This window comes from Vibrio sp. WZ-1 (assembly GCF_052037695.1).
In the GTDB taxonomy this organism is placed as follows: Bacteria; Pseudomonadota; Gammaproteobacteria; order Enterobacterales; family Vibrionaceae; genus Vibrio.
The window spans coordinates 64,319-81,201 of the sequence record NZ_JBQEQR010000061.1; the positions used below are offsets into that span (position 1 = coordinate 64,319).

The following is a 16,883-nucleotide window of genomic DNA, read 5'->3' on the forward strand; positions in this document are numbered from 1 at the left end:
ACGAAAATAACTTGTACTCCAATTCAGATATCCATGTAGGCACAATCTGACCTTCACGATTTTATCTTTAATATTCATATAGATAAAAAAACATGCTCCTATATGCAATTTGACCCTCTCAGTAACATAGGTAAACATACCTCTTATCTAGTAACTGCGTTGTTGAGTTTCTTCATGACAAGCCATTTCTCTTGTTCTACTGCTTGGATAAGCAAGTTCCCCACCGATATGCAATTGGAAGTATCTGATATTTATATTGAAACCATGAATGAAGACATCTATCAACTTCGCATTCACTTTCATAACCCTACCCGTACAATGCCTTTGGTCCACAAGATCAAAGGTGGCTGTGCGCAAATTGGATTGTCATCCATTTCGATCGAAGCTGAAAACGTAGAGCGTTTAGGGAAAGTATCCTCTAACACATATCCCATTGCGTTGAAGAAATTAATTTTAACTATTCAGGCTAGTATTGAGCATGTAAAACATTGGAGAAGCCTTCATAAAACGTCCTTTCCCCCTCACCTACATGATTGTTGAATCAGTTTTTAGCCAACGAATAACGATAAAGTAGAATCTATCGTGATAGGATAATGATGACCGTCAACCTAAAAAATAAAACTGTGTTAGTTGCTGATGATTCTCGTTTGGTGACCAGTAGTGTCACGGCCATACTCAGACAACTAAACATTGAGGAAATAAGATACGCCTATAAGCCTTTTGAGGTCATTCACCAATGTAAACAGAATCATTTTGATTTGATTATATGCGACTATAATTTCCAAACACAACTTAATGGTTTCCAAATACTTGAAGAATTACACTACTCAAAGCTAGTGCAACCAACCACTGTTTTCATATTTTTAACCGGGGAAAATGACCTTAAAATTGTTAGGTCTATCGTTGATAGTGAACCCGATGACTATATACTCAAGCCCTATAGCCGAACCTTTTTCATCAATCGATTAATCTCTTCCTTTAATAAGCGCAAAGAAGCGCTTTTGCCTATTTTTGAAGCTCGGCAAAATTTAGATTTTGAGAAGACAATACAAGCTTGTGACGAGTTACTTCCTTTTAACCCCGAATATTCCAAACTGATACGTCGGTATCGTGCACATGCCCTTGTCCAGAATAAACAATATGAAGGAGCAAGAAGAGAATATGAAAAGCTTCTTAAGGAAGATAATTTTGATTGGTTGAAAACAGCTTTAGCAAACACATTAATTGAAACCAATGAACTGGACAAAGCACATGAAGTTCTCAGCACTGTTTCAACCAAAGAAGAAAATCCATATTACCACGACGAAATGTCCAACATGGCGGTCATGAATGATGACTTACCAAAAGCGATTGAGCATCTAAAGCAATCAGCATTACTCTTGGACGCGGGAGCAGAAAGAGACTTAGTCATAACCAATCTATCTTTGGCAACGGAAGAGTATGGTGATGCTGTTACGTATATAAAACGTTACTATGAAAAAAACGAAAATACTTTTCGAGGGGGAATATTCACCAAACTAAATTATGTCCGTTGCTATCTTTACCGGGCTTTCAATTCAAACTCTTTAAGTTCTTTTGAAAATTTAATCCATGGATTAAAACCTTTAATTACTGAAATAGAGAAACATTCCAAGTTTCAAGCCCATGCATCACTAATCAACGCACATATCGCATTGATCAGAGGAGAGCTAAAAACAGCTATAAGCGAAGTAAGGAAGATACTTGCTAGCGACTGTCTTGAACATTTTTACGATCTTTATCACCTCTGTATTCTTCTCGAACGTTGCTCATTTCTAAGTGAAGTTAAAACAATTTTACCCAAGGTAAGACTTGCAATATCAGAATCTCAAAATCCCAGTATTTTTCGTAGCCAAGTACATATGCTTAAAAGCTTGGAGTTACGGTTACAAGAATCACAATCAAAGATACAAGTGATTAGGAATGCTATCTCTACTCAGAAATCGATTCAGACATCTGAGTTCAGTGGTCATTTTGATTACTATTTCCAACTTCATGACCTCTTGCCAAACTCAAAAAAAATCTGTTTAGCTATTATGAGGCTAGCGTCATTGCGAAGTTTTGAATACACAGGTAAGTATAATTTCTATCGCAAACTAGACGCATGCAATAAAGTATTAAAAAGTTTACTGACCAGTGATGATGAAAGGCGACTCAATTACAACCAGATGTACAAACTTGCAAAAGATAATGTGCGAACGTTCACTAACAAACCACATGTATAGATCACTAAACAACATTAGGGTATTCAAGCCCCTTCTCACATTAATTTGAATATCTTTGATGGGCCTTGGTTTCAACTATGAGACACCCTATTTCAAAAGTTGAAATTGTCATTTTCATACACTTCACGCGGATTTTTCCTACAATCCTACCTCTCAACAAACAAGCTGAAAGGAGGCGGCTGACAAATAGAAAGATAAGGTGAGGTACAACAATGAATAATGCTCTTATTATCGATGACCAACCGCTATATAGTGAAGCGCTAACTTCTCTAGTTCAACAGGCTTTCCAAACGGTCAACATTGTGGAATCAACAGACAGTGCTCAGATCATGGAACTTATACGAAAACAACACATCGACTTAGTCATATTAGACGTTGTTATAGGCGATAGAGATGGTATGCGCTTAGCGAAGAACATATTAGCGACAGGCTACCAAGGAAAGATTTTGTTTATTTCTTCTCGTGACTATTCGAGTTTATCTAAAGCCGCGTTTGAAATGGGTGCTCACGGTTTTTTGAATAAGAATGAAGACAAAGCAACCATTTTGGATGCTATCGTCAGCGTCACACGTGGGTACTCGATGTTCAAAGCAGCACATAACCAATCATCGGGGAATGTAGCCTTATCTAACCGAGAAGCTATGGTATTTCATTACCTTGCACAAGGTTACTCCAATAAAAAAATATCAGAGCAATTGTCATTAAGCGCCAAAACCATCAGTACTTACAAAACTCGTATCTTGAAGAAATATCACGCAGAGTCTGTTGTCGAGCTGCTTAATACCCTTCCTCCAGAAGAGTGTGGTTCATTTTGCTGCTAACTTCGCATGTATTTCGAGATTGCATCAGCAACTAGCTGATGCATCGAATTGTAGCGATGCGTTTGCTTCATCTGAATGACCACTTTCGGGAGTCCCTCTGGGTAGAAGCTGTCTGGTACAGGAATAAAGTTATACCCTTCTACTGGTTTATGATACTCAAGCAAAATCGTTGCTGCACGTCTTAACTTAATCGCATTAAGCAAGCTAGTAATGTTACCTAACGTTGCGACACGATTAATGCGAAGCCCACCTTGCTCTAAGGCTCGCTTTGTTACCAGTTCTTTATCTTTCCACCCAGTAAGCTCCAATAAAATAAAGGGCAAGCTACAAGCTGCCTCTAGCTCCTTTATCCCTAATTCTTCAGGTACTACGATCACCGGTTGTGCATAACCAATAAACTGTTGGTGAATTGATTTTGGATGCTCCTCATTAAAGTAATGAAGTTGCATATCTACTTTGTCTTCGAGGATGTCTTTTGTCGTATGGTCGGTGCTGCTGGATATCTCGATAAGAGCATTGGGAAATAACTTCATCAAGTCATTTAAAAGCAAGTGCCCAAAAGAGTATTGTGCAGACTGGGGAAGACAAATAGTGATGCTTTTATCATACGTGAATGGGTCGAAGTCATGACGAATAAAGCAAGACTCAATTTTATCTAATGCTTCTTCGATCTCAGGTAGTTTTCGCTTTAGGTAAACAGTTGGTTCAAAGTGATGAGCATGACGAATAAACAACTCATCTTCTAGTTGCGTTCGCAATCGTGTTAAGTATTTGCTGATAGAGGCTTCGCTTTTGCCAAGCGCCTTTGCGACAGGTTTGAGCTGTCGATGACGCTCGAGCAACACCAAAATTTTTAAGAGGTTTAGGTCTAGATCTTTGTTCACTGCGTGATTACCTAATAGGATTGAAGGTTAAAGTTGTGCTTTATAATTGCCTTCAGCCAAGTTCAAAGAAAGCAGCCTTTATATGGACTGCTTTACTATAGAAAACCAAAGTCACGTGTAGGTCAAGTTTGTCAATCTCTTATATTACTACTAGCTAGTGTCTAAATGATTTTGACATTAATAACCGTCACAAATCAGCAGCGCTTACGCTTACATTCATACAATTCCTCATCAGCCCGCATTATGACGTCGTTCAACGCCTCATGTTCAGAGCTCATCGCAACACCTGTACTCACACTAACATCAATGTCTAAGCTCTTTAGTCGGTTCTCTTTTACCACTGCATGCAGTTTTTTAGCCAACATAAGCGATTTACTCTCGCTACAACCAGGTAATATTGCAATAAACTCATCCCCTCCTGTGCGAATCAGATAATCCGTTTCTCGGAAAACTTTTTTCATCGCATCCGCAATAATCGAGATCACTTCATCCCCAACATGATGACCGTACTTATCATTGATGCGTTTCACTCGATCACCATCAATTGCAATAACAGTGAAAGGAGCCCTTTTGATCTTGTTCTTGAACGCCTGTTCTTTAAACACTTTTCGATTAAATAATCCTGTCAGCTCATCTTTAGTCGCATCACTGATGGCGTTTGCCAATTGTCTTTTGCTTTCTTTCGATTCCTGTGCTTTAGAGTAATAACCAAAGATCATTATAAACATAATGAGGTATAAGAAACCAAAATCAATCAGTATCTTACTGAACGGATACTTATATACAATGAGGTTATTGTTATCCGCGACATAGGTTTGTATGTAAGCAAAATCTGGCCATGGGTAATGAGGGAAATAGACAACAACATGTTTATTACCGTTATTTATATCGACAATCAGCTCTTTCCCCTCAGCTCTCAGAGGGGCAAGGAGTAGCAGTTCACCAAACTCCCCCACAAGCTCGCCTTTATAATATACAGGGCTAATAATACTGAATGCCCCACTATCTAAATATGTTGCTTTAAAAGGCTGTGAAATTAAAATGCGATCAACCAATTGATCTTTCCACGCTGCCAAAACGCATGAGTTTGTTTCTTTGCACCACTCAATATCAAACAACTCAACCAAGCTGCTCAACCCCTCAATTGGATTCTCGAGAATGAACTTGTTGGCAGTATACGAACGAAAATAAAGAACCACATCCTGTCGCTCATAGACATGTGATAAATAGCCTTCCGCATCGTGCAAAACTTTACGCGCAACGGCCTCCACATAGTCGAGCTCACTTCCTGGCTCAAGCGCGTAAACCGCGTCTTGGAAACTCAATTCCGTCGTATCACGAATGTCTTTTAAGGTAGTCTCTTCATAGCGTTCCAATTCAGATTCCAGCAATAGGCCCAGCAAGGTCACTTTTTGCTTGGTTTTTGAAATTTCATGAGTATAGATCTTAAATTGCTTAACCTCGTGAGAAATCAACATGGCGCCAATCATCGTTATCGTGGTAATAAACAACAGCGTGGTAAAGACTAATGACAAATAGATATTTTTTAGATTCATCATTTCTCCTTTAAGCACTCACAAGTTTTGTCAGTTCAACGATGTTTTTGACATTGAACTTATCAAGTACTCGCCGCTTATAGGTACTAACCGTCTTGTCACTGATTGAAAGTACTTCAGCAATATCACGATTACTTTTCCCTTGGAGCAGCAACTTCATAACAGTACTTTCTCTGCTAGATAGTGTTGGCATATCACGACTGCCCTCTGCTGCTTGTTTAAACTTGAAGAAAGAGTATCCCTTTGCCACTGCTTCTATCGCGTCTTTTAGGGTTTCATAATTTTCTGATTTACATACATAGCCATCCGCACCAGATCGAAAAGCCATCTGGCTATACATATTGCTTGTTTCCGCAGAAAAGAAGATCACTTTGCCTTTGAAACCATGAGATCTAATACGTTTGTAAAAGTCATATCCATCACAATCAGCAAGGTTTACGTCCAAAATAAGTAAACCAATATCCGCTTCTTTAAGCGTTCTCAATGCGTCTTTCGAACTTGTCGCCGTCATCACTTCATTTGTATTCTCTAGGCTTTCAGCTAAGGATTTGATAGCAATACAAACAAGAGGGTGATCATCAAAAATCAAACAGTTTAATTTATTCATCATTCTTTATTTCAGTATCGTTATTGCTTCTAATGGCATTGGTTTGTCGATGAAAAAGCCTTGGCATACATCAACGGCGTAATGACGCATTGCATCAAGCGTCACCTCGTCTTCAACTCCCTCTGCGACGACACTTATATTTAAACTTTTTGCTAGCGCACATATTGCTAACACGATATTTTTCTTTTTCGGGTCATTAACTAATCCTTGTACAAAAGAACGATCGATTTTCAATTCATTGAAAGGCAGTTGAGCCAACTTTTCCAACGAAGATGATCCCGTACCAAAATCATCAATACTGATCGTCACCCCACTCATACGAAATTTAAGTAAATTCCTATACAGCGCAGCACTAGCTTTAAACGTATCCCGCTCCGTTATTTCAATCGTAAAGCGGTCAGGACAGACTCCATATTCATGACAACGTTCAATAAACTGATTAGCAAACTCAGGCTCTTCTAAATTGTCATGATCTACGTTCAAGGAGATATGTTGCTGAAGTCCACGACTTTTCATGTCGTATAACGCATTACTAAACACCGCATCAAATAGCTCCGCCGATAAATGACAACGCTCTACGATAGGGAGAAAATTATACGGAGTGAGAACACCATAGATTGGATGAAACCAACGCGCTAATGCCTCATAACCAATGATTTCACCGGTATTAACATCAGCTAAAGGTTGGTAGTAATTTTTCACTCGACCTTCCGCCAACGCAAACAGAAACTCTTGATCCTGGACACTGATATCTTGATGAAAGTTTCTGGTTTTATTTGATTCCACTCCTGCTCTTCTCAACATCTCAATGACTTGATTTTCATTGTATGGTTTAAGCAATTTACCTAAAACTTCAAAGCTGAAGGTCTCACACATCGCTCTAACCGCGGCCACAATCGTTAGTTCCATAGCGCTCACGAGTACGACCTTTCCGCTGTAGCCAACTTGGTTCAGCATAACCATCATGTCGATACCATCTTTATCCGGCATCTGTAGATCACAAAAGATGATATCGACATCCTCCGCTGTTGCATGAGTAATAGCGTTATCTACGCTATCGAATGAAGCAACTTCAACGTCATTACGCAACAGCATTTGTTTCAACAGTGTGATTTGAAGTGGATGGTCATCAATCACCATCGCATTAAGTGTTTTTTTCATGAGCTTCAATCCAATGTTCTGTGAGACTGACTTCTTTTTCGATTTGGTCGATGAGTTCAGCAACATGCGAATCAAATTCAGTATCACTCGCTTGTTCTGCTTCGATACACAAATCCGCCAAGACAGTTACGCCAATCGCACCAAGCGCCCCCTTAATTCCGTGGATAATACGTTTCTTCTCTCCTTTACTTTTCGCCTCTTTTAAGTTGAATACGTCTTGCATCATTGAGCCTTTGAATACATTTGCTATCTCGTACGCATCTTGTTTTCTAAACTTCTCAATCCAATCAGGCCATCTTGCCTCGTTCTCTTCGCTAAGGTGAGGTAAGAGCTTTGACTTCAGTTTTTCTAAGTCATAAGGCTTATAAAGGATGTCATCTACGCCAATATTCTTAGCTCGTTCATTCGCTAACCGTGAGTCTTCAGCCGTTACGCCAATAACAGGGATCGACGCTAACACTGGTGATGCTTTCAACTTTTTAATCAGCTCAAACCCATCCATCTCCGGCATATGGAAATCGGTTAGGATTAACGTAACTTGATCATCTTGATTAACGTATTGCCACGCCTCTAGGCCATTGCTTACGATGACAGGATCAATACCTAGCTCTCGCAGCTGCATAGTAATAACGCTTTGATTGATTGGGTTGTCTTCAGCCACCAAGACCGTGCCATGTTTCCAAAACACATTACCAATAGACTGTGGGTTTTCGGTTTTTTGTGAACACTCGTGGCTAAGAAGCGTTAATAGAGTATCTGGGTATTTCGCTTCAATAAGGCTTAACTCACGGTGAGAGCCCGAGCTACAAGCTAAACTAAGCCCTTCATATTTGCCTTGAGGCGAAAACTTACCTGTAAGACTTGGATCCACCTCAGTTGACGTCATACCCCACGTCAAGCACCAATCTCGCACATTAGCCGGAAGTTTTGGTGAGAATGTATATGGAATCAGATGGTTAGGAGCGGCTTTACAAGAAATAACAGGAAGCTTCACCACCATGGTCGTTCCCAAGCCAAATTGGGAATCAATACACAAATCTCCACCCATGCACTCGACAAGGCGGTCAACAATACTCAGACCTAACCCTGTGCCGCCATACTTACGAGTAATAGTGTCATCGGCTTGAACAAATGGTTGTAAGACTCCTGCGAGTTGGCCATCCGTCATCCCGATTCCTGTGTCCGAAACCTTAATGATCAGTAGCTTTTCGTTCACTGCAACACTTACGTTGATTTCACCATCTGCCGTAAATTTGACTGCATTTGACAGTAGATTAGTTACGATCTGTACCAACCTGACAGCATCAATGTTCAACCAAGGGTTGGAAAACGCTTTGAAAGTCACACGATAATCTAAGCCTTTACTTGTCGCTTTCGGCTCAAAACTACGAACAATATCGCACAATGTGGTCATTACATCTGTTCTAACCGGAGTCACCTTTAACTCCCCTGCTTCTAACTTGGAATAATCAAGTACTTCATCCACGAGCAAATTTAGATGACTCAGAGAACGCATTGCTTGAGTAATAAGCTCTCTACTAGATTCATGCTCTGTTTGTCGAGCAAGTAAATCCAATAAACCATGTGCCGCAGATAGTGGCGTTCTTAATTCATGACTCATGGTTGCTAAGAAGTTTTCGCGAGCTCGCACTGCTGTCTGCGCTTTTTCTTGAGCGTCAATTAACGCTAGCTCGCGCTGTTTGTGCTCTGTAATATCTTGGAGAACGGTTAGAACAAACTTTTTCTTACTGCTTGGTGATAGGATCGACTTTCGTTCACGGTAAACGTGTTGAATACCTAACTTACAGTTATTTGAAGCAGCAGTATCAGAGATTCGTTTCCCTGTGATAACTTGACGCAATTCGAGTATGTCATCGACCAATGGCTTGCCGCTTTCTCGGTTTTGTATCGAACACCCTTTACAACTATTATTGCGGTACAAAGAGCAATTGCTTATTTGGATCTGATTATCTTCACCATGAATAAACACAATACTGTTGATTTCTTGGATAATTTCCATCAACCATTGCTTTTCTTTTTCTTCATTAGTGGCATTTAGCTCAGCTAGATTCACCTTTAACTTAAGGTGAGCAAGTACGAAATAAGCGATCGCCAGCAAAATCACAAATACCGCTGCTGCGAACAAGACAATAGTAAGAATATGTTCTTCATCATAGCCGTAAACAAGATTGAAGTTTCGGTAAGTTCTGTTGAGCTTTTCAACCTCTTTCGCATCAATGGTATCGATGATGCTATCAAGGATTTTCTTTAACTTGTTGTTATGTTCAGCTACCGCAAACGCAATTGATAAAGTCAAAGGATCCTTCTCGTTGATAAGTAATCCTTCTATATTGTCCTGCACAATCATACTGTGCACGATGTCGTCAGGAATGTAAGCCATTCCAATCTTGCCTAACTTAAGGTCACTCAGCAGCTGTTTAAGGTCTTGATAGCGAGTAAATCGCTCTTCCTTCCATGAATCGAGATTGATTAAACCTTGCTTTTTCAAACTCATTAAAATGCCAGAACGAGCATCATTCAAAGGAGACTCTTTAGGTTCTAGAGCCTCAATGGCGACAAAGTTACTGTGCATAAACGGTTTTGTAATCAACCAATCTGAGGACGGAGTGTTCTCGACATAAGCTACAGGCACTAAATCTGCGTTAAATGCCGTCAATCCACTATTTAAACTACTGCTAGGCTTTTGATAATCGAACTTTAGCCCCGTACGGGACTGAATCAAATCGATAAAATCCGGTAAGAACCCATCGAGTGCGCCAGTGTTGGGGTTTCTAAATAGAAAGGGAAAGGCTTCTTCACTGCTGCTGTAAGTGATCGTCTGCTTATTGCTGATATCACGACGATATTCCACTAGCAGCTTATCGCTTACGTGGTAAGGGTTTTTCGACGCAACAGAACGTACATTCTTTCCATTGCGCTCCCAACTTAGGACTTTGTTAATACGATCAATTAGTGATTGATTAGACTTAGATGCAATAAATCTTGAGTCCTCCTCATTTAGCCAATTAGGAATATCAACGGAACCGTTAACTACATCGTTTTCATCAAGATATTGATTAATAGCCACGTAACTGGAAATCAATGCATTCGAACGACCACTTCTTACCTCTTCAAAAGCAATCAATCTGCTTTCGACTTCGCGTACGTCCGTCGCTCCCATATCAATCAGATACTCGCAATACACAGTACCAAGCATGCATACCCATTGAAGCTCACGAGGGTCACGCAGGGAATAACTGTCTTCTCTATACCAGACTGCTATTGTGCTAGAAAAAAAAGTGTCCGAGAAAATAAAACGAGATTCTCTCTCAGGGGACTTACTGAAGCCAACAGCGCCGTCTATGAGGCCGTTTTCAATGTCATTCAACAGTTCAGGTATGTTGCTGTATGAACGTAACTCGAGTTTCAGGTTAAGCACTTTTGCAATATTCGTCAGATAATCAAGATTTATCCCGTAATAGGTGCCGATGCTACTGGCGATTTCCGAATCTTCAGTTTGCAATGCAATCACACCCACGAGCACTGTTTCACTAAGCTCTTCGCTAGCAATAGAATATGACGGAGATATAGCGCTTAGAAATGCGACAATAAATAGAGCTATTTTTCTTATAATACTAAACATAACGACTTCCACAACTTGGAACGTCAGACTAGTTTTCCCATTATAAATGTCAAACTTCTAGATTATTTGAAATATCCCTATCTCATTGTTTTAAAATAATTAAATCCATTCTTGTCCGGACATTCTGACAAGATTATCCACCTTAGACTACAACATATTTGCGCAGCGTATCCCATCATTCACACGAGCCAATTCGATTACACTCTGCGCAATAATAGAATTCGTACACTAAGTTCGGGCAGCCTAGTAATACTGATAAAAATACAACCAATAGCCGATACGAGAATTCCAACACATTTTATTTTGGTTCCGTGTTAGAATCACGAGCTGAAAACTTGCACTCTAGATTACTAAACGAATAAAGTTCCGATTGATTAAAACGGACCTTTTACCAGGTAGTAATAACCAAAAAGAGACACTTAAGGTAATTTGTTCAAATGGTTAATAACTCTATCCAGTGGTTTCCGGGCCACATGCATAAAGCCCAAAAAGAGATTGCAGAAGCGATCCCTCAAATTGATGTCATTATTGAAGTGCTTGATGCTCGTATCCCTTTTAGTAGTGAAAACCCTATGATCGCGGAGCTCAAGGGAGATAAGCCAGTAGTAAAAGTGCTTAACAAACGTGATCTTGCGGATCCGGAGTTGACTCAAGTTTGGATTGACCACTTCGAGAAAGAGCACAACGTAAAAGCGATTGCAATTACTACCTCTCAACAGCCCGAAGTCCAAAAAATTATGGAGTTGGTACGTAAGCTTGCTCCGCATCGCGAAGAAATCGGCAAAAACATCCGCACCATGATCATGGGCATCCCAAACGTTGGTAAATCAACTATTATCAATACCTTGGCTGGCCGCACGATTGCTGTCACAGGTAACCAACCAGCGGTAACTCGTCGTCAGCAACGTATTAACCTTCAAAACGGAATAGTACTATCTGACACTCCTGGGATTTTGTGGCCAAAAGTAGAAAACCCGCACAGTGGTTTCCGCTTAGCTGCGACTGGTGCAGTTAAAGATACGGCAATGGAATACGATGAAGTAGCCTTCTACACAGTTGAATACTTAGCAGCGCACTACCCTGAGAAGTTGAAAGAGCGCTATCAAATTGATGAGCTTCCAGAATCGGATATTGAGATCATGGAAGAGATTGGGCGTCGCCGTGGTGCACTGCGTGCTGGCGGTCGTGTCGATCTTCATAAAGTATCAGAAATTCTTCTTCACGAGCTTCGTCAAGGCACACTTGGTCAAATTACTCTTGAGCTACCAGAAATGATAACCCAAGAGTTGATTGAAGTTGAAATTGAAACGGCTCGCAAAGAAGAAGAGAAAGCGAAACGGAAAGAAGAACGTCGTAAGCGTTACCTTCGCAACAAACGATAACGCCAGTCTCAATAACCGAAAAGCGCGAGTCATCGCGCTTTTTTTATAACTAGAAAGCAAAAAAATCCACGCTATCTGGCTAGCCCTTCAGCCTATAAATCATCAACCTAGCCCACTTTTTAAAAGCAATGTATCCCCACAAGTCTAGGTGCCGTTAACCACAGTTAAAGCCTTAAATATTGAGTTTGCATGGGCACTCAAACTTATGCAACTTGGGTAATGACACTTCTCTCACAATGCGGATCATACACAGTGTCAGCGCTGGCGTTTTCTGTATAACGAAGAGAGTACATTATGAGTGACAAAGCAAAAATAAAACCACTTCCTTCCTTTGTTGAGGAGCGCTTGGACTTTTATATTCATGATTTAATTACAAAAAACCAAAACAAAAAACACCTTGTGTTAGGAAAACGCCCGACTAATAGTTCGATTGTCATGCAAAGCAACGACTATCTATCTTTGTCGAGCAACCGCGAAATTCAATCTGACCACCAAAAAGCCATTTCAGAAGATGATGACAACGTCGTAATGTCGGCAATTTTCTTACAAGATGAACAATCTAAGCCTAAGTTTGAACAACAACTTGCTGATTTTACAGGAATGGAAAGTTGTTTATTGTCGCAATCGGGTTGGGCTGCAAATGTTGGCTTGTTACAAACGATATGTGCATCACAGACCCCGGTCTATATCGACTTCTTCGCCCATATGTCATTGTGGGAGGGAGCTCGTATCGCAGGGGCGAATATTCACCCCTTCATGCACAACAACATGACCCACCTTCAAAAGCAAATCCAGCGACACGGTGAAGGCATTATTATCGTTGATTCTATTTACAGCACTATTGGTACCATTGCGCCACTCGAAACAATCTACGAAATTGCTTCTGAGTCAAACTGCGCTCTCATCGTCGATGAGTCACATTCGTTGGGTACACACGGCCCAGCAGGTTCCGGACTCGTAAAAGCCCTCGGTTTAAATGACAAAGTAGATTTTATTACGGTTAGCTTAGCCAAGACATTTGCTTATCGAGCAGGCGCAATCTTAGGCCCAAAAAAGCTATCTCAATCACTCCCGTTTGTTGCGTATCCAGCTATTTTTAGCTCAACAATTCTTCCTCAAGAAGTGGTCCGCTTGGAATCTACGCTGAACGTTATTAAAAATGCAGATGACAAACGACAAGCTTTGTTTGCACGCTCATCAGCATTAAGAACTGGACTAAAGCAGATTGGGTTTCAGATTCGCAGTGAATCACAGATCATTGCACTGGAGTGTGGTAGTGAAGAAAACACAGAGAAAGTGAGAGACTTTTTAGAGGATCACGATGTATTTGGCGCTGTTTTTTGTCGGCCTGCCACGGGAAAAAACAAAAATATTATTCGTTTTTCAATCAATGCTGAAATCACAACGGCTCAAATCGAACATGTATTAGCGGTGTGTGAAAAGGCTTTCAATAACCCCAACCTAGAATTTGTCTAAATAAACTGTTTTAGTACAAACAAACTCAGAGCTCAGTTCGCTGAGCTCTATATCCAATGGGCAATTTTATCGAACAGCCTCGTTTTGTCAGCGGGTTTTACGATAAAGTCTGACATGCCTGATGATTCTATCTTCTCAAGCGTCACCGGAGAGCTATCACCAGTATGTGCAATAATTGGAATCGTTGAGTAAGGACATTCCGAACTGCGAATCTTGCGCGAGGTTTCAATACCATCCATAACTGGCATTTCGATATCCATCAAAATTAAATCGATACTTTCAGAATTCAGAGCTTGTAATGCTTGTTCACCATCCTCTTTCTGAATCACATCAAAGCCTTGCTTTTCTAACAACAGCGCGGTGAACTTCCGTAGCGACTCGTTATCATCAACGACCATGATCGTCCGCTTGTTATCGTGCTCTATTTCTGGAATAGGAGCAGCGGTGGATTCATAGTCAACATCAAACAACAACCGTTCAATAGTCGCACTGGTGTTTAACAACCAAGCTTGAGTTTCCATCCAGATAGGGAAAAAACCAGCCTGAATTGGACGAGATGGAGAATGCTGCTGGAATAAGTAAACGATTCGCCCTTCCGTAAATGATAGAAGTGATTCAATTCTATCCAGCTGTGTACCTCGGATATCAATACTTTCAAGGTCGACAAAAATCACATCATACTCGAACTCGTACTCTTTCTTATTGAAGACATCCAACGTATTAATAACATCGAATTGAAATCCCATATGGCGACTTAAGTCTGTCGCCTTACTCACCAGGATCTTTTGGTTAGATATCAACAGTACTGATTTCAACTTAATTAACTCATCCTTTATTTCTTCTACTACTGGCGAATTAAGAAGAGGAAATGTCAGCGTAAATTGAGACCACTCTCCCAGCTCAGAGATACACTTAATATCACCACCGAAAGAGCGCATGACCTTCTTACAAAATGGCAAGCCTAGCCCATAATTTCCAGATTTACCGGTTGTATAGAAGTCTCTAAAAATGTTTTCAAGTGCCTCAACCGAAATCCCTGCCCCATTATCAGTAACAACAACACGGTTGACGTTATCGTTCGACTCTACGGTCACATGAATATGGAAGTCTTCTGAACTGCGATGATGAAATGCATTTTTAAATAGGTTGTAAACTACGTACTTTAACAAAGTGTCACTACCTAAAAAGTCAAAGTCATTCCGAATATCGATTGATATTGCTGCCCTATCTGACGCTCGCTTATAACTGAAACTTTCAATCGCATTTTCAATCACTTGTTGGACATTATGCTTTTTAAAGGTAGCACGAGAAACTCGATTCTCATCTATCGATGTCAGCAACAAGTCGATAGTCTCATTACCTGACTGAATCATTTTCATTGCGTCATCGCTAATTTCGCGCAATAACTCAATATCTTCTATAGACAGTTGATAAGTGTCTTTTTTCTCTTGCTTTGGATCTGGAATAATTGACTGCATCACATCAATGGAAGAGCAAAGCCCGCTTAACGGATTACGCATTTCATGAGCAATCCCTGCACCAAATGACTTAGCTATTGATACTTTTGCTTCATGTTCAACTTGGTTTCTAAAATAAAACAGATTACCAAACAGGTAGATAAACAAGAAAATTGGAACATGCGTCCAATCCATGGTTATGTTCAGATGGAGCCCTTTTGATGCCCAAGCAAAAAACGTCGCCAGAAAAACCCCAACAAACGTTTGGATAAACATCACTCGAGTGATATGGACCAAAAGGATATGCAAAAAAATCGCCGACATAAATGACATAACCCAAACATTGGACCAATCATTCATCAGCAACATATAGAAAAAGAAGAATGGTAGGCAAAGGGTTATAGCAAACTGATAGTACCAATGCATGTTTGCTTTTAGGCGAGAGCTTAATTTGTTTCTAACGATAATCCCGAGAAATAGAAGTGAGCAAAACAAGCGCAGCGGTAGGTTTTCATATGGCTGTGGGAACAAGTACTCCCATACAATAAAGTACGTCGGAAAGCCAACAAACCCCATCCAACCAACTAACGTTAGATTCGGCTCTGCATACTGATATACCTTACGCAATGCATCCATACTATCGTGCCAACGACCCATGTAAACCTATTTCATTGAAATTATAGACATAACAACTCTAGAACTAATTATATATCAGTTAATATAGTGATGCAGCGCAGCGATCTTTCTTTTGTTTGTGACACGTGTTTTCTATTTAAGACCTATTGTTTAGACGAGTGCTTTTTAAGCAGTAAATAATAGACGAGAGAAACAAAAAAAGCAGCTCTTGGCTGCTTTATTGTTGGGGCATTACTCTTCAGAATCAGGAGTAAACGACGTGCTCTTCTATCCCAGATACTAATGACTGAGCATTCGTCCATCGAAACACTTTTTCTAATACTTCACTGCCGCCCGGCGCTCGCCAGTTTCGTTCTTTACATTCCTGACCACCAAGATGTCGATAGAACTCAACTGCTTGCGTATTTTGAGACACGACCTCCAAGTAAAGGCCGCTGTCTTTAAAGTATTGTTGATGCCACTCAGCAACAGCTAGTAAAAGCTGCTTACCTATTCCACGCCCTCGATAGCCATCATCAACATGTAAGGCTTCAATGAAACTACCACGCTCAAAATCGTGATTACCAAATACACAAACAAAGCCAAGAAGAAGGCCGCCTTCTTCTGCTAAAACGATATGTTGGTTAAATGGTGGATTCGTTAAGCGTGTTTGCCAGATCAATAATTTGTCATCGATGGCTTCACTATCTAAATAGCTGTCACTTAACACTCCGCGATAGTGACGCTTCCAACTGTCCGCATGTAACTGCGCAATGCGTTCATAATCCTTATATTCCGCTACTCGTAATTCCATTACGTATTCCTATGTTCTTGTGTTGCTTCTCCGGTGAGCTTTGGCATTTTCCACCTCATTAACTACATATTATTGGCAGATTTTACAAACCTATAGCCACAGCTCATTGATTAATACTACTCATTATTCATTTAAAAGCAAAATATCCCACCAACGAAAACCATTTATTGCGAGTTTTCGCTTACAGATAGAATTGTCACAACTCGAAACAAAGTCACCTAACT

At 40.3% G+C, this 16,883-nt stretch carries 11 protein-coding genes; 4 read left to right on the forward strand and 7 right to left on the reverse strand.

Annotated features, from left to right (window positions below):
• Positions 1-596 precede the first annotated feature (596 nt).
• Entirely contained in the window at positions 597-2,243 is a 1,647-nt protein-coding gene (locus tag ACTS60_RS06320) for a response regulator (RefSeq protein WP_440887543.1), read from the forward strand.
• A 212-nt stretch (positions 2,244-2,455) separates the two neighbouring features.
• On the forward strand, positions 2,456-3,064 hold the full coding sequence (locus ACTS60_RS06325) for a response regulator (RefSeq protein WP_440887544.1): 609 nt from the start codon (positions 2,456-2,458) through the stop codon (positions 3,062-3,064).
• On the opposite strand, the gene ACTS60_RS06330 is transcribed toward ACTS60_RS06325, so the two are convergent.
• The 5 genes from ACTS60_RS06330 to ACTS60_RS06350 form a co-directional block, all read right to left on the reverse strand.
• Positions 3,061-3,948, reverse strand: a complete 888-nt coding sequence (locus ACTS60_RS06330) for a LysR family transcriptional regulator (protein WP_440887545.1) — start codon at positions 3,946-3,948, stop codon at positions 3,061-3,063. The genes ACTS60_RS06325 and ACTS60_RS06330 overlap by 4 nt on opposite strands.
• 194 nt (positions 3,949-4,142) lie before the next feature.
• Positions 4,143-5,504 (reverse strand): GGDEF domain-containing protein, encoded by a 1,362-nt coding sequence (locus ACTS60_RS06335; RefSeq protein WP_440887546.1) that lies wholly within the window; start codon positions 5,502-5,504, stop codon positions 4,143-4,145.
• A gap of 10 nt (positions 5,505-5,514) precedes the next feature.
• Positions 5,515-6,114 (reverse strand): response regulator, encoded by a 600-nt coding sequence (locus ACTS60_RS06340; RefSeq protein ID WP_440887547.1) that lies wholly within the window; start codon positions 6,112-6,114, stop codon positions 5,515-5,517.
• A 3-nt stretch (positions 6,115-6,117) separates the two neighbouring features.
• Entirely contained in the window at positions 6,118-7,272 is a 1,155-nt protein-coding gene (locus tag ACTS60_RS06345; RefSeq protein WP_440887548.1) for an EAL domain-containing protein, read from the reverse strand.
• Positions 7,256-10,915, reverse strand: coding sequence for an ATP-binding protein (locus tag ACTS60_RS06350; protein WP_440887549.1), 3,660 nt, complete (start codon positions 10,913-10,915; stop codon positions 7,256-7,258). Before ACTS60_RS06350 ends, ACTS60_RS06345 begins: the two co-directional genes overlap by 17 nt.
• A gap of 437 nt (positions 10,916-11,352) precedes the next feature.
• On the opposite strand from ACTS60_RS06350, the gene ylqF reads away from it, so the two are divergent.
• Both ylqF and cqsA read left to right on the forward strand, forming a co-directional pair.
• Complete coding sequence (gene ylqF, locus ACTS60_RS06355; RefSeq protein WP_440887550.1) at positions 11,353-12,297, forward strand: ribosome biogenesis GTPase YlqF; 945 nt, start codon at positions 11,353-11,355, stop codon at positions 12,295-12,297.
• Between the two features lie 294 nt (positions 12,298-12,591).
• The gene (gene cqsA / locus ACTS60_RS06360; protein WP_440887551.1) at positions 12,592-13,773 is read left to right on the forward strand and encodes an alpha-hydroxyketone-type quorum-sensing autoinducer synthase; all 1,182 of its coding nucleotides are present in this window, start codon (positions 12,592-12,594) and stop codon (positions 13,771-13,773) included.
• A 47-nt stretch (positions 13,774-13,820) separates the two neighbouring features.
• Here the strand turns inward: cqsA and ACTS60_RS06365 are convergent, their stop codons facing one another.
• Both ACTS60_RS06365 and ACTS60_RS06370 read right to left on the reverse strand, forming a co-directional pair.
• Positions 13,821-15,866 carry a hybrid sensor histidine kinase/response regulator gene (locus ACTS60_RS06365; protein ID WP_440887603.1) on the reverse strand — a complete coding sequence of 682 codons (2,046 nt, stop codon included), beginning with the start codon at positions 15,864-15,866 and terminating at the stop codon, positions 13,821-13,823.
• 244 nt (positions 15,867-16,110) lie between these two features.
• Positions 16,111-16,659, reverse strand: coding sequence for a GNAT family N-acetyltransferase (locus ACTS60_RS06370; RefSeq protein WP_010452170.1), 549 nt, complete (start codon positions 16,657-16,659; stop codon positions 16,111-16,113).
• Between the last annotated feature and the right edge of the window lie 224 nt (positions 16,660-16,883).

What these genes read in the sequence shown, in the direction of transcription:
- ACTS60_RS06320 (WP_440887543.1), top strand. Translation starts at nt 597, where the DNA reads ATGACCGTCAACCTAAAAAATAAAACTGTGTTAGTTGCTGATGATTCT.
- ACTS60_RS06325 (WP_440887544.1), top strand. Translation starts at nt 2,456, where the DNA reads ATGAATAATGCTCTTATTATCGATGACCAACCGCTATATAGTGAAGCG.
- ACTS60_RS06335 (WP_440887546.1), bottom strand. Translation starts at nt 5,504, where the DNA reads ATGAATCTAAAAAATATCTATTTGTCATTAGTCTTTACCACGCTGTTG.
- ACTS60_RS06340 (WP_440887547.1), bottom strand. Translation starts at nt 6,114, where the DNA reads ATGATGAATAAATTAAACTGTTTGATTTTTGATGATCACCCTCTTGTT.
- ACTS60_RS06345 (WP_440887548.1), bottom strand. Translation starts at nt 7,272, where the DNA reads ATGAAAAAAACACTTAATGCGATGGTGATTGATGACCATCCACTTCAA.
- ACTS60_RS06350 (WP_440887549.1), bottom strand. Translation starts at nt 10,915, where the DNA reads ATGTTTAGTATTATAAGAAAAATAGCTCTATTTATTGTCGCATTTCTA.
- ylqF (WP_440887550.1), top strand. Translation starts at nt 11,353, where the DNA reads ATGGTTAATAACTCTATCCAGTGGTTTCCGGGCCACATGCATAAAGCC.
- cqsA (WP_440887551.1), top strand. Translation starts at nt 12,592, where the DNA reads ATGAGTGACAAAGCAAAAATAAAACCACTTCCTTCCTTTGTTGAGGAG.
- ACTS60_RS06365 (WP_440887603.1), bottom strand. Translation starts at nt 15,866, where the DNA reads ATGGATGCATTGCGTAAGGTATATCAGTATGCAGAGCCGAATCTAACG.
- ACTS60_RS06370 (WP_010452170.1), bottom strand. Translation starts at nt 16,659, where the DNA reads ATGGAATTACGAGTAGCGGAATATAAGGATTATGAACGCATTGCGCAG.